Here is a 19457-nt window from a genome sequence, read left to right on the forward strand (position 1 = left end):
ACCGACCTTGACGAAAGGCGCTTATGCCTCCGGCGGCGCAAACCAGGCGGACTTGAAGTCGAACCAGCCGAGAGTGTTCATCCGCACGCCGCGCATGCTGCGCTGGCCGTGCAGCTGCAGCCAATGGTGGAACAGCGGATGCAGCTGGTGATTGCTGACCAAGCGCTGGCAGAACTCCGCCAGCGGCAAGCGGTTGGCGCGCCACAGCGCCGCGTCCTGCGCCAGGTCCTCGTTCATGCAGTGCTGCATCAGCGGCAGTTCGTACAGCGTGGCGAATAGGGAAAACTCCAGCGGCAGATAGAAGTTGGCGCTGCCGAGCCACAAATCGCTGCGGGCGTCGCCCTGGTGCCAGGTGGCGTAATCCACGCTTTGCACGATCAGCTGGATGCCGTGCTGCGCCAGCAGCGGCTCGATCGCCTGGCGGATGGCGTGAAACTCCGAATGTTCGTTGAAGTAGGTCATCGTCAGTTCGGTCAGGCCCGCCGGTTTGGGTTGCTGCGCCAGCGCACGGTTGTGGTGCCAGCGCGGCAGCAGGCCGTACGCCGGCGACCAATAGCGCTGGTAGACCGGCCCGGCGTTGCTCAGCAGCGCGATAGGGTTGATCAGCTCGCACAGCCAGCTGCGGATGGCGGGATCGGCCGTCAGCGGGGATCGCTGGTCAAACAGCAGGAAATAACAGCCTTCTTCCAACCGGCTTTCCAGCTCGTTCTTGCCGGTTTCATCGCGCTGCAGCTGCACGCCGGAGTGCACCAGCTCTTCGGAGAACTCCGGTAGCACCCAGATATTCACCTCATCGATCAGCGCCCGGTAGCCGAAATAGTCGTCGAAGGCGTGGATTTTCATCTGGCTGGGGTGGTTGCGCACCACGCGGTAAGGGCCGGTGCCGACCGGGTGGCGGGCGAAATCCGGCAGCTCGCGCCATTCGCGTGGCAGGATCATGGCGTGCACGCTACCCAGTAGCCAAGGCAGCCAGTGGTCGGGGCTGTGCAGATGCACGTCGATCACGAACGGCGTCGGCGAGGTGACGCTTTCGATATGCGAGAACAGCGGTTGCGAGGTCAGACGCGAGAGGGAACTGATGACGTCCGCCATCTCCAGCTCGCGGCCATGATGAAAATGGATCGCCGGGCGCAGGTAAAACCGCCAGTGCAGCGGCGTCAGCGCCTGCCAATGGTGAGACAGATCGGACTCCAGTTCCCCGTTTTCCTCATTTATGCGCGTCAGGCCGTTGAAGATCTGGCGCGCCAAATGGGTCTCCGAACGCCGCAGCGCCGAGCCGGGCAGCAGGTTGTACAGCTGCCGGTAGTAGAGCACCCGCAGGATGTGCTTCCCCTGGCGGAAGCTGCGCCCCAGCTGCGACAGCAACATCTGGCGCACCACGTTTTTATCGCCCACCAGCTGCACCAGCTGATCGATGCGGTCCTGTTCCAGCAGCTCCTCGGCCCGCTGTTGCTGCAGCGCCAGGCCAGTGTAGTGGAAGGTTAACCGCGAACGCTTGCCGCGCCCCGACTCCGCCTGCCAGGTCAGCCAGCCTTGTTGTTGCATGGCGCCCAGCAAGGTGCGCACGTGGCGCCGCGAGCAGCTGAGCGCCTCCGCCAGCGCCTGCAACGTGGTGTCGGTGGTTTCACCGTGACAACGTTGCCACAGGCGGATGAACTGTTGTTGCAATCTGGTCGTGGACATAAAAGAGGAACGCTCTCGCCTCAACTCGTCAATTTTTCTTTCCCTATATTACGCCGATAATTTTCATCAATGAAAGGGGAGGGCGTAATCATGAAAGCTTTCTTATCCAAACAGTTCTATCAGCGCTATTTCAGCGCGGTGCGCCGTCAGCACGCCGACTGGCTGAGCGTGGTGCCCGAACAGGCGCGACTGGCGATGCTGGCGCACCTGATTCAGTGGGATATCAAAGAGATGACCGATAAGCAGTATCGCGAGCATCTGTAGGGGCGGCGGCAAAAAAGTTTCTGAGTAATGGTGCTGTTTCACCAGCCAGTGGGGCGACCCACTGGTTTTTTTATGCGCAGTCATGGCGATGCTCCTGCATTTTCCCGCCCGCCGGGCGGCGCTCTGTGCGCGAAGTGTGAGATCAAACGGCCGCATTCTTGATGCAAGTCATTGAGAAGGCTAAACCGGACGCCCAAGCTGAAGGCATATGGAACGCGAACGCTGCGTTCTCGCCCATCTCGCTATTGAGATGCCGCCTCATTTAGAACAGTGGGAACGTTATGGATAAACTCACACCGCTCAAACCGCTTCCTTCCCTGTGCGCCCTCGCCGCTACGCTGATTATCTGGTTCCTCATCCCCGTGCCGGAGGGCGTTGCGCCCAACGCCTGGCAGCTGCTGGCGCTGTTTATCGGCACCATCATCGCTATCATCGGCAAAGCGATGCCGATTGGCGCGGTCTCGGTGATCGCCATCGCCCTGGTGGCGGTGACCGGCGTTACCAACCCCGGCAAGCCGGGCGCGGCGCTGGACGACGCGCTCAGCGGCTTTTCCAACCAGCTGATCTGGCTGATCGGCTTTTCGATCATGATCTCCCTCAGCCTGAACAAAACCGGGCTGGGTGCGCGCATCGGCTACTACTTCATTTCGCTGTTCGGCAAGAAAACGCTGGGTATCGCCTATGCGCTGACGCTGGCAGAAACCACGCTGGCGCCGGTGACGCCGAGCAACACCGCGCGCGGCGGCGGCATCATTCACCCGATCATGAAGTCGATCGCAGACAGCTTCGGCTCCAAACCCGAACTCAATACCTCCGGTAAAATCGGCCGCTATCTATCGTTGGTGAACTACAACATCAACCCGGTCACCTCGGCGATGTTTATCACCGCTACCGCGCCTAACCCGTTGATCGTCAGCCTGATCGCCAAAGGCACCCACGGCAATTTCGAGCTGTCCTGGTCGATGTGGGCGGTCGCCGCCCTGGTGCCGGGGCTGTGCTCGCTGGTCGTGATGCCGCTGGTCATCTATTTGTTGTACCCGCCGGAGGTGAAAAGTACCCCAGACGCGCCGCGCTTCGCGCGCGAAAAATTGCAGGCGCTGGGGCCGGTGACGCTGCCGGAGAAAATCACCCTCGGGGTGTTCGCGCTGCTGCTGGTGCTGTGGGCCGGCATTCCGGCGATGATCTTCGGCCCGGCGCTGGCGGTTAATCCTACCACCGCGGCGCTGATCGGCCTGGCGGTGCTGCTGGCCACCGGCGTGCTGAGCTGGGAAGACGTGCTCAAGCATAAAGGCGCCTGGGATACGGTGGTGTGGTTCTCGGCGCTGGTGATGATGGCCAGCTTCCTCGGCAAGCTGGGGCTGATCGGCTGGCTGTCGCAAACCGTGGGCAACGGCATCGACCATATGGGCATGAGTTGGGTGGGCGGCACGATCTTGCTGACCCTCATCTATTTGTATTCTCACTACTTCTTCGCCAGCACCACCGCGCACGTGACGGCGATGTTCGCCGCCTTCTTCGCCGCCGGCATCGCGCTCGGCGCGCCACCGGCGCTGCTGGGCCTGATCCTGGCGTTCTCTTCCTCGCTGATGATGTCGCTGACGCATTACGGCACCGGTACCGCGCCGATCATCTTTGGCTCCGGCTACGTGACGCTGGGGGAATGGTGGAAAGCGGGATGGGTGATGAGTGTGGTTAACCTGTTGATCTGGATGCTGATCGGCGGGGCATGGTGGAAGCTGCTGGGCTACTGGTGATACCCGTCATACTTGAAACTGCCGCCGTGTTGGCTGCGTAAGTGCCCCCTGTCACTTAGTGTACTAAGCTCCAGGGGATTGACTTACTTGCCGCCTTGCCGCAGTTCCAATTATTTAGGGTATTCGCCGATGATCAGTTCAAAAACGCCGGCTGTTGCGCTTCGTAGCGGGAGATGTCCGCTTCGTGCTGCAGCGTCAGGCCGATGCTGTCCAGCCCGTTGATCATGCAGTGGCGGCGGAAGCTGTCGATTTCGAACGGATAGCTTTTGCCGCCGGCGTTGACCGTCTGGTTCTCCAGATCCACCACGAACTCCGTCCCCTCGTTGGCGTCCACCAGCTTGAACAGCGCATCCACCTGCTGCTCGCTCAGCGTCACCGGCAACAGCTGGTTGTTGAACGAGTTACCGTAGAAGATATCGGCGAAGCTCGGCGCGATCACCACTTTGAACCCGTAATCGGTCAGCGCCCAGGGCGCGTGTTCGCGCGAGGAGCCGCAACCGAAGTTCTCTCTCGCCAACAGGATGCTGGCGCCTTTATAGCGCGGTTTGTTCAGCACGAACTCCGGGTTCGGCTGTTGGCCGGCGTCGTCGAGAAAGCGCCAGTCGTTGAACAGGTGCTGGCCGAAACCGGTACGGGTGACCTTCTGTAAAAACTGCTTGGGAATAATGGCGTCGGTGTCGACGTTAGCCGCATCCAAAGGCACCACTAAGCCGGTATGTTGAGTAAATTTAGCCACGTTAGCCCCTTAGTGAATATCACGGATGTCGGCGAAGTGCCCGGCGACGGCGGCCGCGGCGGCCATCGCCGGGCTGACCAGGTGGGTGCGCCCACCGCGGCCCTGGCGCCCTTCGAAGTTACGGTTGCTGGTGGATGCGCAGCGCTCGCCCGGATTCAGGCGGTCGTTGTTCATTGCCAGACACATCGAGCAACCCGGTAAACGCCATTCGAAACCGGCTTCGATAAAGATTTTGTCCAGCCCTTCGGCTTCCGCCTGGGCCTTCACCGGGCCGGAGCCCGGCACCACGATGGCCTGCACGCCGTTGGCGACCTTGCGCCCCTTGGCGATCGCCGCCGCCGCGCGCAGATCTTCGATGCGTGAGTTGGTGCAGGAACCGATGAACACTTTATCGATCGGCACTTCGGTCAATTTGATGCCAGGTTTCAAATCCATGTAAGCCAAGGCTTTTTCCGCGGAGGCGCGCTCGACCGGATCGCTGAACGATTCCGGCGCCGGGATCGCCTGATTGACGGCGATCACTTGGCCGGGGTTGGTGCCCCAGGTCACCTGCGGCGCGATCTCTTCGGCGCGCAACGTCACCACGGTGTCGAATTGGGCGTCGGCATCGGACTTCAGCGTGCGCCAATAGGCGACCGCCTGCTCCCAGTTTTCGCCGGTCGGCGCGAACTGGCGCCCCTTCAGGTAGGCGAAAGTGGTGTCGTCCGGCGCCACCAACCCGGCTTTGGCACCCATTTCGATCGCCATGTTGCACAGGGTCATGCGGCCTTCCATGCTCAACGCTTCGATCGCCTTGCCGCAGAACTCCACTACGTGGCCGGTGCCACCGGCGCTGCCGGTTTTGCCGATCACCGCCAGCACGATGTCTTTGGCGGTGATGCCTTCGGCGGCGTCGCCGCTGACTTCAATCTTCATGGTCTTGGCGCGGCCCTGCTTCAGGGTCTGGGTTGCCAGCACGTGTTCCACTTCGGAGGTGCCGATGCCGAACGCCAGCGAGCCGAAAGCGCCGTGGGTGGCGGTGTGCGAGTCGCCGCAGACGATGGTCATGCCCGGCAGCGTCATGCCTTGCTCAGGCCCGATCACGTGCACGATGCCCTGGAACGGGTGATTCAGGTCATACAGCGAAACGCCGAATTCCGCGCAGTTCTTGATCAACTCTTGCATCTGGATGCGCGCCATCTCGCCGCTGGCGTTGATGTCTTTGGTCTGGGTCGACACGTTGTGATCCATGGTGGCGAAGGTTTTGCCGGGCTGGCGCACCTTGCGGCCCATGGCGCGCAGACCGTCGAACGCCTGCGGCGAAGTGACTTCGTGCACCAGGTGGCGGTCGATATACAGCAACGGCGTTTCGTTCGGCGCTTCGTGCACCACGTGGGCGTCGTACAGCTTCTGGTATAAGGTTTTAGCCATGTTATGCCCCCTGGGCTACAAAGCGAGCGATGATGTCGCCCATGTCATCGGTGCTGATGGCTTTGCCGTCACCGGCCAGATCGGCGGTGCGGTAGCCCTGTTCCAACGCCTGGTTGATGGCGCGCTCCACGGCGTCGGCCGCTTCATCGGCGCCCAGGCTGTAACGCAGCAACAGGGTGGCGGACAGGATCTGCGCAATCGGGTTGGCGATGCCTTTGCCTGCGATATCCGGTGCGGAACCGCCCGCCGGTTCGTACAGGCCGAAGCCTTGCTCGTTCAGGCTGGCGGACGGCAGCATGCCCATCGAGCCGGTGATCATCGCGCACTCGTCGGACAGAATGTCGCCGAACAGGTTGGAGCACAGCAGCACGTCGAACTGGGACGGATCCTTGATCAGCTGCATGGTGGCGTTGTCGATATACATGTGCGACAGCGACACGTCCGGGTAATCCTTGGCGACCTGATTGACCACTTCACGCCACAAGATGGAGCTTTGCAGCACGTTGGCCTTGTCGATCGACGTCACCTTGTGGCGGCGCTTGCGGGCGGATTCGAAGGCGATGCGCGCGATGCGTTCAATCTCGAAACGGTGATACACCTCGGTATCGAAGGCGCGCTCCTGCATACCCTGGCCTTCACGGCCCTTCGGCTGGCCGAAGTAGATACCGCCGGTCAGTTCGCGCACGCACAGAATGTCGAAGCCGCGGGCGGCGATGTCGGCGCGCAGCGGGCAAAATGCCTCCAGCCCTTGATACAGGCGCGCCGGACGCAGGTTGCTGAACAGTTTGAAGTGCTTGCGCAGCGGCAGCAGCGCGCCGCGTTCCGGCTGCTCGGCCGGCGGCAGGTGTTCCCATTTCGGGCCGCCTACCGAACCGAACAGGATGGCGTCGGCCTGCTCGCAGCCGGCGACGGTCGCCGCCGGTAACGGGCTGCCGTGGCGATCGATGGCGATGCCGCCGACGTCGTACTCGGCGGTGGTGATGCGAATGTCAAAGCGTTGACGCACCGCGTCCAACACTTTGCGCGCCTGAGCCATTACTTCCGGGCCGATGCCGTCTCCGGGCAAGACGGCAATGTGATAAGTCTTCGTCATGTTCACACCGTTTCCTGATTATTTTGATGTTTGTTTTGCTGCAGGCGCTGCTTTTCTTTTTCTACCTGCTGTGAGCGCCAAATGTTGTTCAACACGTGCACCATCGCCTTGGCGGAGGATTCGACGATGTCGGTCGCCAGGCCCACGCCGTGGAAACGGCGGCCGTTGTAAGAGACCACGATATCCACCTGGCCCAGTGCATCGCGGCCATGGCCTTTGGCGGTCAACTGGTACTTCACCAGTTCAATTGGGTAGTCGGTGATGCGATTGATCGCCTGATAAACCGCATCGACCGGGCCGTTGCCGGTGGCGGCCTCGGCTTTCTCTTCGCCGCCGCAGATCAGTTTCACCGAGGCGGTGGCCATGATGCTGCTGCCGGACTGCACGCTGAAGTAGCCCAGGCTGAAGTGCTCCGGCTCTTCCTGCTGTTTGTTGATGAAGGCCAGCGCCTCCAGATCGTAGTCGAACACCTGGCCCTTTTTGTCGGCCAGCTTCAGGAAGGCGGCGTACAGGGTATCCAGGTTGTAATCCTGCTCTTGGTAGCCCATCTCTTCCATGCGGTGTTTCACCGCCGCGCGGCCGGAGCGGGAGGTCAGGTTCAACTGCACGTCCTTCAGGCCGATCGACTGCGGGGTCATGATTTCGTAGTTTTCGCGGTTCTTCAGCACGCCGTCCTGGTGAATGCCGGAGGAGTGAGCGAAGGCGTTGGAGCCGACGATCGCCTTGTTGGCCGGGATTGGCATGTTGCACAGCTGGCTGACGATTTGGCTGGTGCGGAAGATTTCCTGATGATTGATGTTGGTGTGCACGTTCATGATGTCCTGGCGCACCTTAATCGCCATGATCACCTCTTCCAACGAACAGTTGCCGGCGCGTTCGCCGATGCCGTTCAGGGTGCCTTCCACCTGGCGAGCGCCGGCCTGCACCGCGGCGATGGAGTTGCCGACCGCCATGCCCAAATCGTCGTGGCAGTGTACGGAGATGATGGCTTTGTCGATGTTCGGCACGCGGTCATACAGGGTGGTGATGATGCCGCCGAACTGGTTCGGCGTGGTGTAGCCGACGGTGTCCGGAATATTGATGGTGGTGGCGCCGGCGTTGATAGCGGCTTCGACCACGCGGCACAGATTGTCGATCGGCGTGCGGCCGGCATCTTCACAGGAAAATTCGACGTCATCGGTGTAGTTGCGGGCGCGTTTGACCGAGCGTACCGCCATCTCCAACACTTCGTCGAACGAGCGCTTCAGCTTCGATTCGATGTGCAGGGTTGAGGTGGCCAAGAACACGTGGATACGGAAGGCTTCGGCGACGCGCAGCGCTTCGGCGGCTACGTCGATGTCTTTGTCCACGCAGCGGGCCAGGCCGCAGACGCGACTGTTTTTGATCTGACGAGCGATGGTTTGCACCGACTCAAAGTCGCCCGGCGAAGAGACCGGGAAGCCGACTTCCATCACGTCGACGCCCATTCTTTCCAGCGCCAGCGCAATCTGCATTTTCTCTTTGACGCTCAGGCTGGCCTGCAGCGCCTGTTCACCGTCACGCAGCGTGGTATCGAAAATAATGACTTGTTGGCTCATCGGGGCGTTCCTTATCGTGTTGATTTCACGCTAAGCGGGCAAAAAAAAACCCGCGCAGTAGCGCGGGTTTTTTATGGGTGATCGGCTGAGTCAGCTCCGAACCTCGCCCACAGGCATACCGCGCAAACAAGATGCGTTGAGTAGTAGGCCTAGTAGACGGTGAGTACGGATCATAATGGTTCAGCTTCTCTTAAATTTGGGTGTCTGCCTAATTTGATACGTGATTGGTTTGGCGATGTCAACACCTGATTGAATGCGGGGGTAATGCATCGGTTAATCGGTCAAACAGAGGATTGTTCGGTAGAAAAGCGGCGCCTTGGAGAAAAAACGGGGCCGGTTTGCGCGCTGCTTAGCATAAACGAATCGAATATAGGCTGCGCTAATTGCTTCTGGATTTCGTTGAGTTAAAATTTGTGATGGAAAAATAAGGGAGGGAAGCCACGAATCTTGAGTGAAATAACATTTTCAAAACAAATGGTTTAAATGCAATACATGTGTCTAATCTATTGTTTTGGTCATAATATAACAAATAATGCGCTTTTACGCTCGATGAGCGGTATTTTTCGATGGTTTGATTGCTAGTGATGTGTTTTCATAGTCTGTCTTATACAGAGTGGCTATGTTGTTTAATTGTATTAATCATTGTTGATACCCAATTATTAGTACCACCCAGGTGGCATTCTTCCCGTTGACGGCAGAAGCTACTGACATGTATTCCATATACGACTTATATCGTGTCGATAATGCGCGGTTTTTTATCGGCTGACTACGGATAATGGCAGATTTTGTCGTGCAAAGATAAGGCAATGCGGCGTTTCATTGTTTGTCGAGCATAAGGATAAGACTATCTACACAGGATTTAGTGGAGTGAAATATGGCCGAATATGATTCAGAGATCGCCACGGTTAAAGAACCGGCGGACATTCATTTGCGCAGCGTCGATCTTAATTTACTGACGGTGTTTGATGCGGTAATGCAAATGCAAAATATTACGCGAGCCGCTAATTCATTAGGGATGTCGCAGCCGGCGGTAAGCAACGCGGTAGCGCGCCTGAAGGTGATGTTCAACGACGAGCTGTTCGTGCGCTGCGGGCGCGGGATCCAGCCTACAGTGCGCGCAAGGCAGCTGTTCGGGCCGGTGCGGCAGGCGCTGCAGCTGGTACAAAATGAGTTGCCGGGCGCCGAGTTTGAACCGCTGACCAGTACGCGGGCATTCTCTCTGTCCCTGTGCAGCCCGCTCGATTTGCGCCTGGGTGCCGGGATAATCAATCACGTCAAACAGATCGCGCCGCAGCTTAATTTGCAAATAAAGTCATACATTAACAATAATATCGAACATCAATTACGATATCAGGACGTCGAGTTTGTCATCGGTTACAGTCGTTTCGAATCGGCGGAGTTTCGCAGCCTGGCGATGTTTGACGACCAATTAGTGTTGGCGGCCGCGCAAGTGCACCCGAGAATTGGCGAGGAAGCGATGCCAGAACAAATGTTGGCCGAGCAACACGCCGCGGTTTCCCTGGAAAGTTTCGGGTCGTTCAGTAAACCTTTTTATTTAGAGGAGCCGATGCTGCGCGCTGTGACGCAACAGTGCACGGATCTCTACAGCGTGCTGAATATGGTATCGCAAACGGACATGGTGGCGATTGCGCCGGCCTGGTTGGTGCGGCAACAGAAGGACGCCTTGAAAATAAAGGCGGTTCCTTTATGCGCCAACGACAATAAGGCCATCTGTTATCTCTCCTGGCATGAATCGTCTGAACGGGATAAGGGGCACCAGTGGATGAAGTCTGTCCTGATTGAGGCTGGCAACCCAACGTAAAGCGATAAATAAACCTGGTTGAAAAAAGATAATATTAAATGAGCGTTTTGCCTCATGATAAAAACTAAGAATTATCTGTGTTTTTATTAAGATATTTCTTGGTTTTACGGCGATAAAATAACTTATTTTCAGGATGGGTTTGTTCGTTTATCAAAAATAATTAATATGAATTAATATTCTGACTTTCCCGCTTTGGCTGGTATTTTAAACTAACTTGATGCGGCGGCCAGTATGGGCCGCATTTTATTGCCGCTACCAAACCTTTTCCCCATCGTTCTGTCCAATCCATGAGAGCGCTGAAGTTAGCCTGCGTTTGGGCTCACACTTCTACGCTGAAATTGCTTTTCCCCCTGACTGAGAGTAGGTAGACTGCACAGAAAAAAGTTAACACGTGTAAGCTGAGATGCGTGCCGCGAGGCGCCATTCAGGCTTAACTGTTTGATTCATTTCAGGCTTAGAGCACTATGATCAATAATCTGCTGCAATACCATTTGATCCATCGTATACAGCATCAAATTACCCACCGTGCCGATCGCACAGCTTTTCGCCAATGGTCGCCCAATGGCGAGTTTCAACTGACCTGGGGAGAGGCTGCCGCCCGTATTGAGCGTATCACCGCCGGGCTGTTGGCTCTGGGGGCTGAAGTGCAAGAGCGCATCGGCATTTTCGCCAATAACGCCATGGCTTGGTCGTTGGCCGACCTGGCGATTCTGTACCTGCGCGGCGTCAGTGTTCCTCTTTACTCCACCAACACGCCGGCACAAGCGGCGTTCGTCATCAATGATGCCGATATCCGCATCCTGTTCGTCGGCGAGCAGGCGCAGCTGGACGCCGCTATCGCGCTGCGCGGCGTTTGCCCGCAACTGCGCCACATCATCGTGTTTGACGAGAGCGTCGATCTGCGCGGCTGCGAGATTGCACAACACCTGAGCGCCTTCGAGCGCGCCGCCGATCCGGCGGCCTTTGCCGCCCAACGTCGGCAGCGCATCGAAGAATGTGACCTGCAGGACCTTTTCACCCTGATCTATACCTCAGGCACCACCGGCGAACCGAAAGGGGTGATGCTGGACTACCGTAATCTGGCGGCGCAACTCTACCTGCACGATGAGCGATTGACGGTCGGCGAAGAGGATGTGTCGCTCAGTTTCCTGCCGCTGTCGCACGTGTTCGAGCGCGCCTGGAGCTTCTTTGTCATGCATTCCGGCGCGCAGAACGTCTTCCTGCCGAATACCGACTGGGTGCGGGAAGCGATGGGGCAGGTGTGCCCGACGCTGATGTGCGCGGTGCCGCGTTTCTACGAGAAGATCTTCAGTGCGGTACATGAAAAAGTGGCGCGCGCTCCCTGGCTGCGCCGCGCACTGTTTCACTGGGCGATCGTCTGCGGTGAGCGTAAGTTCCTGCAGGAACGTGCCGGCAAGCCGTTGGGCAAACTGTTTGAGCTCTCCCACCGCTGGGCCGATAAACTGGTGTTGAGCAAGCTGCGCGGCATCCTCGGCGGTCGGGTGCGCTTCCTGCCGGCGGCGGGCGCCAAGCTGGATGACAATGTGATCCTGTTTTTCCAGGCGATGGGCGTCAACATCAAGTATGGCTATGGCATGACCGAAACCTGTGCGACCGTGTCTTGCTGGGAAGAGGGGGATTTCCGTTTCGGCTCCATCGGCAAACCGCTGCCGGAGGTGGAGGTGCGCATTGGCGAGGAAAATGAAATCCAGGTGCGCGGGCCGATCGTGATGCGCGGCTATTTCAACAAGCCGTTGGAAACCGCCGCGACCTTTACCGAAGACGGCTGGTTGAAAACCGGCGACGCCGGTGCGGTCGATGAAGAAGGCAATCTGTTCATCACCGAACGCCTGAAGGATTTGATGAAAACCTCCGGCGGCAAATACATCGCGCCGCAGATGCTGGAAGGCACGCTGGCGCAGGACCGCTTTATCGAGCAGGTGGCGATCATCGCCGATGCGCGCAAATTCGTTTCCGCGCTGATCGTGCCGTGTTTCGAGTCACTGGAAGAGTATGCGAAGTCTGCCAATCTGAAATACCAGGATCGCCTGGAGCTGCTGCGCAACGGCCAGATCATCGAGATGTTCGAAAAACGCCTGCGCGAGATGCAAAAGGAACTGGCGCGCTTCGAACAGGTGAAGAAGTTCACCCTGCTGCCGGCGGCCTTTTCCATGGAGCTGGGGGAGTTGACGCCAACGCTGAAGCTGCGCCGCAAAGTGATCCTGCAGCGCTATCAGCACGAAATCGATTCGATGTATCAAGAACAGGCCTGACCCTCACGCCGGGCCGTACGCCCGGCGAAAAAAACGGCATATTCTCCGCCTGATTTAGTTCTGTAATTTTCCTCCTGTTCGAAACAATGCCTAGCCTGATAACCTCAGGGCTAGCGCATTGTTTTTATAAAACCGTAATCTCCAGCCGCTTGGCAATAACCCCGCCGCCGTTAAGCCATTTTGCCGTTTGCCTGCCCCATATTCTGACGTTATGTTAATTCGACAGAGACAACCCATAAAAACTTTGGGGCATTGCCCCGCAGCGGGCGCTACGTTCCGGCGCCAGAGAAGAATAAGCAAGCCTGGAGGCAAACCCATGGAGATGTTGTCAGGAGCCGAGATGGTCGTCCGATCGCTGATCGATCAGGGCGTTAAACATGTATTCGGCTACCCCGGCGGGGCGGTGCTCGATATCTACGACGCCCTGCATACGGTAGGAGGGATCGATCATATTCTGGTGCGCCATGAGCAGGGGGCGGTGCATATGGCCGATGGCTACGCGCGCGCCACCGGCGAAGTGGGCGTGGTGCTGGTGACGTCAGGCCCTGGCGCCACCAACGCCATTACCGGTATCGCCACCGCCTATATGGACTCGATCCCGATGGTGGTGCTGTCGGGGCAGGTACCCAGCTCGCTGATCGGCTACGACGCCTTCCAGGAGTGCGATATGGTGGGGATTTCGCGTCCGGTGGTGAAACACAGTTTCCTGGTGAAACGCACTGAAGACATCCCGGCGGTGTTGAAGAAGGCGTTCTACCTGGCCTCTAGCGGCCGCCCCGGCCCGGTGGTGATCGATCTACCTAAAGACATCGTCGGCCCGGCGGTACGGATGCCTTATGCCTATCCGCAGGACGTGACCATGCGTTCTTATAACCCGACGGTGCAGGGCCACCGCGGGCAGATCAAACGCGCACTGCAAACCATTTTGGCGGCCAAAAAACCGGTGATGTACGTCGGCGGCGGCGCGATCAACGCCGGCTGCGAGGCCGAACTGCTGGCATTGGCGGAGCAGTTGAGCCTGCCGGTGACCAGCAGCCTGATGGGGCTGGGCGCTTTCCCCGGCACCCATCGCCAGAGCGTCGGCATGCTCGGCATGCACGGCACCTATGAAGCCAACAAAACCATGCACCATGCCGACGTGATTTTCGCCGTCGGCGTGCGTTTCGACGATCGCACCACCAATAACCTGGCCAAATACTGCCCGGACGCCACCGTGCTGCACATCGATATCGACCCGACCTCGATCTCCAAAACGGTGGACGCCGATATTCCGATCGTCGGCGACGCCAAGCAGGTGCTGGTGCAGATGCTGGAGCTTCTGGTGCAGGACGATAAAGCGCAGGATCACGATGCGCTGCGCGACTGGTGGCAGTCTATCGAGCAGTGGCGCGCCCGCGATTGCCTGGGTTACGACAAAAACAGCGGTACCATCAAGCCGCAGGCGGTGATCGAAACCCTGCATCGCCTGACCAAAGGCGACGCCTATGTGACCTCGGACGTGGGCCAGCACCAGATGTTCGCCGCGCTCTATTATCCGTTCGACAAACCGCGCCGCTGGATCAACTCCGGGGGCCTCGGCACCATGGGCTTCGGCCTGCCGGCGGCATTGGGCGTCAAGCTGGCGCTGCCGGAGGAAACCGTGGTGTGCGTGACCGGCGATGGCAGCATTCAGATGAATATTCAGGAGCTGTCCACCGCACTGCAATACAACCTGCCGGTGGTAGTGGTGAACCTCAACAACCGCTATTTAGGCATGGTGAAGCAGTGGCAGGACATGATTTATTCCGGCCGCCATTCGCAGTCCTACATGGATTCGCTGCCGGACTTTGTCAAACTGGCTGAGGCTTATGGCCATGTCGGCATCGCCATCCGCACGCCGGATGAGCTGGAGAGCAAGCTGGCGCAGGCGCTGGCAGAAAAAGAGCGACTGGTGTTCGTCGACGTGACCGTCGATGAAACCGAACATGTTTACCCGATGCAGATCCGCGGCGGAAGCATGGACGAAATGTGGCTTAGCAAAACGGAGAGGACCTGATCATGCGCCGTATTTTATCTGTCTTGCTGGAAAACGAATCCGGCGCCTTATCACGCGTGGTCGGGTTGTTCTCCCAGCGCGGTTATAACATCGAGAGCCTGACGGTGGCGCCGACCGACGATCCGACGCTGTCGCGCATGACTATCCAGACCGTCGGCGACGAGAAAGTGCTGGAGCAGATCGAAAAGCAGTTGCACAAGCTGGTGGACGTGCTGCGCGTCAGCGAACTGGTGCAGGGCGCCCACGTCGAGCGCGAGATCATGTTGGTGAAGCTGCAGGCCAGCGGCTACGGCCGTGAAGAGGTGAAGCGCTGCGCCGATATTTTCCGCGGCCAAATCGTCGACGTGACGGCGACGCTGTACACGGTGCAATTGGCCGGCACCAGCGACAAGTTGGACGCCTTTCTGAGCGCGGTGCGCGAGGTGGCAGAGATCGTGGAAGTGGCGCGTTCCGGCGTGGTCGGCGTATCGCGCGGCGACAAAATTATGCGCTGAGCGCGGTCTGGCGGCGAATAATCGGGGCGCAGCGTGGCTGCGCCCTTTGTTTTTCGGCATTTTTTGCCCGATTGCTGGCACCTTTCGGCAAAAGCGGTTGCTAGGCAGTGTTTTCTGCTGTTAGATCGCAGAGGCTGGATTGAATAACCGCACGGGATGTCATGGTTAATCCGAGCACAGCCTTCACTTCTATTTTCAGCGTCATTAAGGGGTTAATGTGAAACTGGATGAAATCGCGCGTCTCGCGGGCGTTTCGCGCACGACGGCCAGTTACGTCATCAACGGCAAGGCGAAGCAGTATCGTGTCAGCGATAAAACCGTCGAGAAAGTGATGGCCGTGGTCAGGGAGCATAACTATCACCCGAATGCCGTCGCGGCGGGGCTACGCGCCGGGCGCACCCGCTCTATCGGTCTGGTGATACCGGATCTGGAAAATACCAGCTATACCCGCATCGCCAACTACCTGGAACGCCAGGCGCGCCAGCGTGGCTACCAATTGCTGATCGCCTGTTCCGAAGATCAGCCGGACAACGAGATGCGCTGCATCGAGCACCTGCTGCAGCGCCAGGTGGACGCCATCATCGTTTCCACCGCCTTGCCGCCTGAGCACCCGTTTTATCAACGCTGGGCCAACGATCCGTTGCCGATCATCGCGCTGGATCGCGCACTGGATCGCGAGCATTTCATCAGCGTCGTCGGGGCAGACCAGGAAGACGCCTTCGCGCTGGGGCAAGAACTGCGCACCTTCCCGGCGGAATCGGTGCTGTATCTGGGCGCGTTGCCGGAGCTTTCGGTCAGCTTCTTGCGCGAGCAGGGCTTCCGCCAGGCCTGGCAAGAGGATCCCCGCCACGTCGATTACCTGTACGCCAACAGCTATGAGCGTGAGGCCGCCGGCGCGCTGTTTGCCGAATGGCTGAAAACGCACCCGATGCCGCAGGCGCTGTTCACCACCTCGTTCTCTTTATTGCAGGGCGTGATGGACGTAACGCTGAAGCAGTGCGGCCGGTTGCCGACCGATTTGGCGATCGCCACCTTCGGCGACCATGAACTGTTGGATTTCCTCGAGTGCCCGGTGTTGGCGGTGGCGCAGCGCCATCGCGACGTGGCCGAACGCGTGTTGGAGCTGGTGTTGGCCAGCCTGGACGAACCGCGCAAACCCAAACCGGGGCTGACGCGCATTCGCCGCAATCTGTTCCGCCGCGGCAGTCTGAGCCGCAAATAGTTCGCTCTACAGGAGCCCGCGTTGCCGGGCTCCTGCTTTAGACGTAACCCGCCACTCGGAACAGCCGCCGGCAATATTCCAGGAAGTAGCCATACACCACACCCATCGCCATGGAGACCAGCGCATTGCTGGTCACCGCCGCCAGTATTTGCTGGCCGTCGGCGCCCACGCTCCACAGAATCGCGGCATAAACCGGCGACTGGAAACTGACGTAGGCCAGCAGATCGGCAAGGTTGCGCAGCAGGAACTGGCAGCGCGAGCTGCGGTGCGCCGTGCGGATAAACAGATCGCGATAGCGGCCGTAAGGCCAGGCGATCAGGATGTTGACCGGGATTGACAGCAGGCGTGAAGAGAGGGATTGCTGGAAGCTCATGCCGGAGATCAGTACTTCAATCGCCATGCCGGCGATAAAGCAATACACCACCAGCGCGAACGTGTCGGCAGCGGCGCTGCGCCAATGGGCGGCGGGCGAAAACATGTTTCATCTCCCCTTTGGTTAAAGTTCTGTTAAATTATTTATTATTAGGTGTTATTTCTGGGTTTTTCTATTTATATAGTGTACTAATCTGCAATGTGTTTTTTAACTAGATTTATATTTTTATTTTTAACATTTGTTCGGTTTTTGTCCCGCAAAACCGAGGCACAGGATAGGGCGGGGAGATTAAAATCGGTGTTTTTAGATAAACCCATTAAAAACATGACGTTGCGATTTTTCACGTCGAGTGGAGATTTTTCCCGGCAAAAATTGTGGAAAGAAAAGGTGTAAGAAAATGAAACCATAATTGTAAACAGGTATTTTGGGAATAATCTTACCAAATTGATTTAAATCGAAATTACTTATGCTCGTAATATCCGAGCCATTTATTTTTATCGCCGGTTTATCATTGGCGCGTGAATTGAAGTAAAATAGCGCGCGGCTTTACGGTGAATAACGATTGAGCGTTATTAACTCAAGGGGTTATGGCCTGATTCCGCGAACGGTTCGCCAGGCGCCGAGCCTTGGCCGGCGCGGGTCGCCAGCGGATACAGCCCTGAGATTGCCGAGCTGAAAAATGAGACATGGCTTGCAGAAGGAAGTAATGAGTTAATTAATCGCCAGTTCGTCAGGTTTTTAATCAGATTCTTTCCGCTTAGAAAATTCTCTCCGTTTATCATGGTGTTAATTTTTAATCGTCGAATAATCAGAGTTTCTTTCGCGAGTCAGCTCCCAAAATGACCAGAGAAATATTGCCAAAGCGCTGGCGCTCTGGCTTGACAAGGTTTTCATACCCTCCGTAAACTCCATTGTGTGGGAATTTGTGGGGTAAAGTGGTGAAAACGGTCACTAAGGGGTAGCTCAGGAATGTTCCGTGGAGCGACGATGGTCAACCTCGACAGCAAAGGGCGGCTCGCCGTACCTACCCGATACCGGGAATTGCTCAACGAGGAATCGCAAGGCCAAATGGTCTGTACCATTGACCTCCATCAGCCCTGCCTGCTGCTTTATCCTTTGCCCGAATGGGAAATTATTGAACAAAAATTATCACGTCTGTCGAGCATGAATCCCGCCGAGCGCCGCGTTCAGCGCCTGTTGCTGGGGCATGCCAGTGAGTGTCAGATGGATAGTGCCGGTCGTTTGCTGTTAGCCAATACGTTGCGGCAGCACGCCGGACTCACGAAAGAAGTGATGCTGGTCGGTCAGTTCAACAAGTTTGAACTGTGGGATGAACAGACCTGGTATCAACAAGTCAAGGATGATATTGACGCTGAACAGTCGACTCAGGAACCGTTGTCTGAGCGGCTACAGGACTTGTCGCTATAAGCATGTTGGAAAACTATAAACACACCACCGTCCTGCTGGACGAAGCCGTCAACGGCCTCAACATCCGCAGCAACGGCATATATATCGACGGTACTTTTGGTCGCGGTGGCCATTCTCGTCTGATTCTGTCCCAGCTGGGGCCGGAAGGGCGCTTGTTGGCGATTGACCGTGACCCTCAGGCGATTGCAGCCGCCAACTCCATTGAAGATCCTCGTTTTACCATCGTACACGGCCCATTCTCCGAGTTGTCGCACTACGTGCGGGAACGCGACCTGGTGGGCAAGATCGACGGTGTTCTGCTCGATCTGGGCGTTTCCTCACCGCAGCTCGACGATGCGGAGCGCGGTTTCTCCTTTATGCGCGACGGTCCGCTGGACATGCGCATGGATCCGTCCACCGGCCTGTCCGCCGCAGAATGGCTGATGAAGGCCGAAGCGGACGACATCGCCTGGGTGCTGAAAACCTTTGGCGAAGAGCGTTTCGCCAAGCGTATCGCGCGCGCCATCGTGGAAAGAAACCGCGTGGAGCCGATGACGCGCACCAAAGAGTTGGCGGATCTGATTGCCGATGCCAGCCCGTTCCGTGAAAAGCACAAGCACCCGGCGACGCGCAGCTTCCAGGCGATCCGTATCTATATCAACAGCGAACTGGAAGAGATCGAGCGTGCGCTCGACGGCGCGCTGGAAGTGCTGGCCCCACAGGGCCGTTTGTCGATCATCAGCTTCCACTCGCTGGAAGACCGCATCGTCAAACGCTTTATGCGTCACCATAGCCGCGGCGCTCAGGTGCCGGCCGGCATTCCGTTGACCGAAGAACAACTGCGCGGCATGGGCGGCCGGACGCTGAAAGCGCTGGGCAAAATGATGCCGTCGGAAGCTGAAGTGGCGGACAACCCGCGTGCGCGCAGCTCGGTACTGCGTATTGCTGAGAGGATGCCTGCGTGATCGGCAACGAGCGTCACGGCCTGGTCGGGGTGATTGGCGGCGACCTGCTGCGCAACGCCAAGATCCCCATGATTTTACTGATTGCGTCACTGGTTTCCGCGATTTTCGTGGTGACCACCGCGCACCGCACCCGCCTGCTGACCGCCGAGCGCGAACAACTGGTGTTGGAGCGCGATGCGCTGGATATCGAGTGGCGCAACCTGATTTTGGAAGAGAACGCCCTCGGCGACCACAGCCGGGTTGAACGTATCGCGACAGAAAAACTGCAGATGCAACACGTTGATCCATCGCAGGAAAATATCATCGTTAAACAATGAATGGTTTAACCGGAATAATGACACGGAGTAGA

The 19457-nt window shown here is 57.9% G+C and carries 16 protein-coding genes; 10 read left to right on the plus strand and 6 right to left on the minus strand.

Annotation, left to right across the window (positions count from 1 at the left end; translation table 11 throughout):
- Positions 1-21: 21 nt before the first annotated feature.
- The gene (gene sgrR, locus BHU62_RS06380; protein WP_073529738.1) at positions 22-1683 is read right to left on the minus strand and encodes an HTH-type transcriptional regulator SgrR; all 1662 of its coding nucleotides are present in this window, start codon (positions 1681-1683) and stop codon (positions 22-24) included.
- 90 nt (positions 1684-1773) lie between these two features.
- On the opposite strand from sgrR, the gene sgrT reads away from it, so the two are divergent.
- Both sgrT and BHU62_RS06390 read left to right on the plus strand, forming a co-directional pair.
- Positions 1774-1947, plus strand: coding sequence for a glucose uptake inhibitor SgrT (gene sgrT / locus BHU62_RS06385; RefSeq protein WP_073529739.1), 174 nt, complete (start codon positions 1774-1776; stop codon positions 1945-1947).
- 281 nt (positions 1948-2228) lie between these two features.
- Positions 2229-3701, plus strand: a complete 1473-nt coding sequence (locus BHU62_RS06390; protein WP_073529740.1) for a DASS family sodium-coupled anion symporter — start codon at positions 2229-2231, stop codon at positions 3699-3701.
- A 133-nt stretch (positions 3702-3834) separates the two neighbouring features.
- Here BHU62_RS06390 and leuD read toward each other — a convergent pair whose 3' ends face one another.
- Genes leuD through leuA form a run of 4 tightly spaced genes read right to left on the minus strand, consistent with a single transcriptional unit; the run spans position 3835 to position 8517 of the window.
- Positions 3835-4437 carry a 3-isopropylmalate dehydratase small subunit gene (gene leuD, locus BHU62_RS06395; RefSeq protein WP_073529741.1) on the minus strand — a complete coding sequence of 201 codons (603 nt, stop codon included), beginning with the start codon at positions 4435-4437 and terminating at the stop codon, positions 3835-3837.
- Positions 4438-4446: 9 nt separating this feature from the next.
- Positions 4447-5847, minus strand: coding sequence for a 3-isopropylmalate dehydratase large subunit (gene leuC / locus BHU62_RS06400; RefSeq protein ID WP_073529742.1), 1401 nt, complete (start codon positions 5845-5847; stop codon positions 4447-4449).
- A 1-nt stretch (position 5848) separates the two neighbouring features.
- Positions 5849-6940 carry a 3-isopropylmalate dehydrogenase gene (leuB, locus tag BHU62_RS06405; protein WP_073529743.1) on the minus strand — a complete coding sequence of 364 codons (1092 nt, stop codon included), beginning with the start codon at positions 6938-6940 and terminating at the stop codon, positions 5849-5851.
- 2 nt (positions 6941-6942) lie between these two features.
- The gene (leuA, locus tag BHU62_RS06410; protein ID WP_073529744.1) at positions 6943-8517 is read right to left on the minus strand and encodes a 2-isopropylmalate synthase; all 1575 of its coding nucleotides are present in this window, start codon (positions 8515-8517) and stop codon (positions 6943-6945) included.
- An 874-nt stretch (positions 8518-9391) separates the two neighbouring features.
- Here leuA and leuO point away from each other — a divergent pair.
- The 5 genes from leuO to cra all read left to right on the plus strand — a co-directional run bounded on the left by leuO (position 9392) and on the right by cra (position 16363).
- Complete coding sequence (gene leuO, locus BHU62_RS06415) at positions 9392-10339, plus strand: transcriptional regulator LeuO (protein WP_073529745.1); 948 nt, start codon at positions 9392-9394, stop codon at positions 10337-10339.
- Positions 10340-10803: 464 nt separating this feature from the next.
- Positions 10804-12612 (plus strand): AMP-dependent synthetase/ligase, encoded by a 1809-nt coding sequence (locus BHU62_RS06420; RefSeq protein WP_073529746.1) that lies wholly within the window; start codon positions 10804-10806, stop codon positions 12610-12612.
- 316 nt (positions 12613-12928) lie between these two features.
- A complete protein-coding gene (ilvI, locus tag BHU62_RS06425; RefSeq protein WP_073529747.1) occupies positions 12929-14647 on the plus strand; it encodes an acetolactate synthase 3 large subunit in 1719 nt (572 codons plus the stop codon).
- A gap of 2 nt (positions 14648-14649) precedes the next feature.
- Positions 14650-15141 carry an acetolactate synthase small subunit gene (gene ilvN, locus BHU62_RS06430; protein ID WP_004932806.1) on the plus strand — a complete coding sequence of 164 codons (492 nt, stop codon included), beginning with the start codon at positions 14650-14652 and terminating at the stop codon, positions 15139-15141.
- Between the two features lie 217 nt (positions 15142-15358).
- A complete protein-coding gene (gene cra / locus BHU62_RS06435; RefSeq protein WP_073529748.1) occupies positions 15359-16363 on the plus strand; it encodes a catabolite repressor/activator in 1005 nt (334 codons plus the stop codon).
- A 37-nt stretch (positions 16364-16400) separates the two neighbouring features.
- On the opposite strand, the gene BHU62_RS06440 is transcribed toward cra, so the two are convergent.
- Complete coding sequence (locus BHU62_RS06440) at positions 16401-16841, minus strand: L-alanine exporter AlaE (RefSeq protein ID WP_073529749.1); 441 nt, start codon at positions 16839-16841, stop codon at positions 16401-16403.
- Positions 16842-17705: 864 nt separating this feature from the next.
- Here BHU62_RS06440 and mraZ point away from each other — a divergent pair.
- Genes mraZ through ftsL form a run of 3 tightly spaced genes read left to right on the plus strand, consistent with a single transcriptional unit; the run spans position 17706 to position 19425 of the window.
- On the plus strand, positions 17706-18164 hold the full coding sequence (gene mraZ, locus BHU62_RS06445; protein WP_025159638.1) for a division/cell wall cluster transcriptional repressor MraZ: 459 nt from the start codon (positions 17706-17708) through the stop codon (positions 18162-18164).
- Positions 18165-18166: 2 nt separating this feature from the next.
- Positions 18167-19108, plus strand: coding sequence for a 16S rRNA (cytosine(1402)-N(4))-methyltransferase RsmH (rsmH, locus tag BHU62_RS06450; protein WP_073529750.1), 942 nt, complete (start codon positions 18167-18169; stop codon positions 19106-19108).
- Positions 19105-19425 carry a cell division protein FtsL gene (gene ftsL / locus BHU62_RS06455; RefSeq protein WP_033651674.1) on the plus strand — a complete coding sequence of 107 codons (321 nt, stop codon included), beginning with the start codon at positions 19105-19107 and terminating at the stop codon, positions 19423-19425. Before rsmH ends, ftsL begins: the two co-directional genes overlap by 4 nt.
- The last annotated feature ends 32 nt before the right edge of the window (positions 19426-19457 follow it).

It is taken from the genome of Serratia marcescens, from assembly GCF_001902635.1.
GTDB lineage: Bacteria > Pseudomonadota > Gammaproteobacteria > Enterobacterales > Enterobacteriaceae > Serratia > Serratia marcescens_F.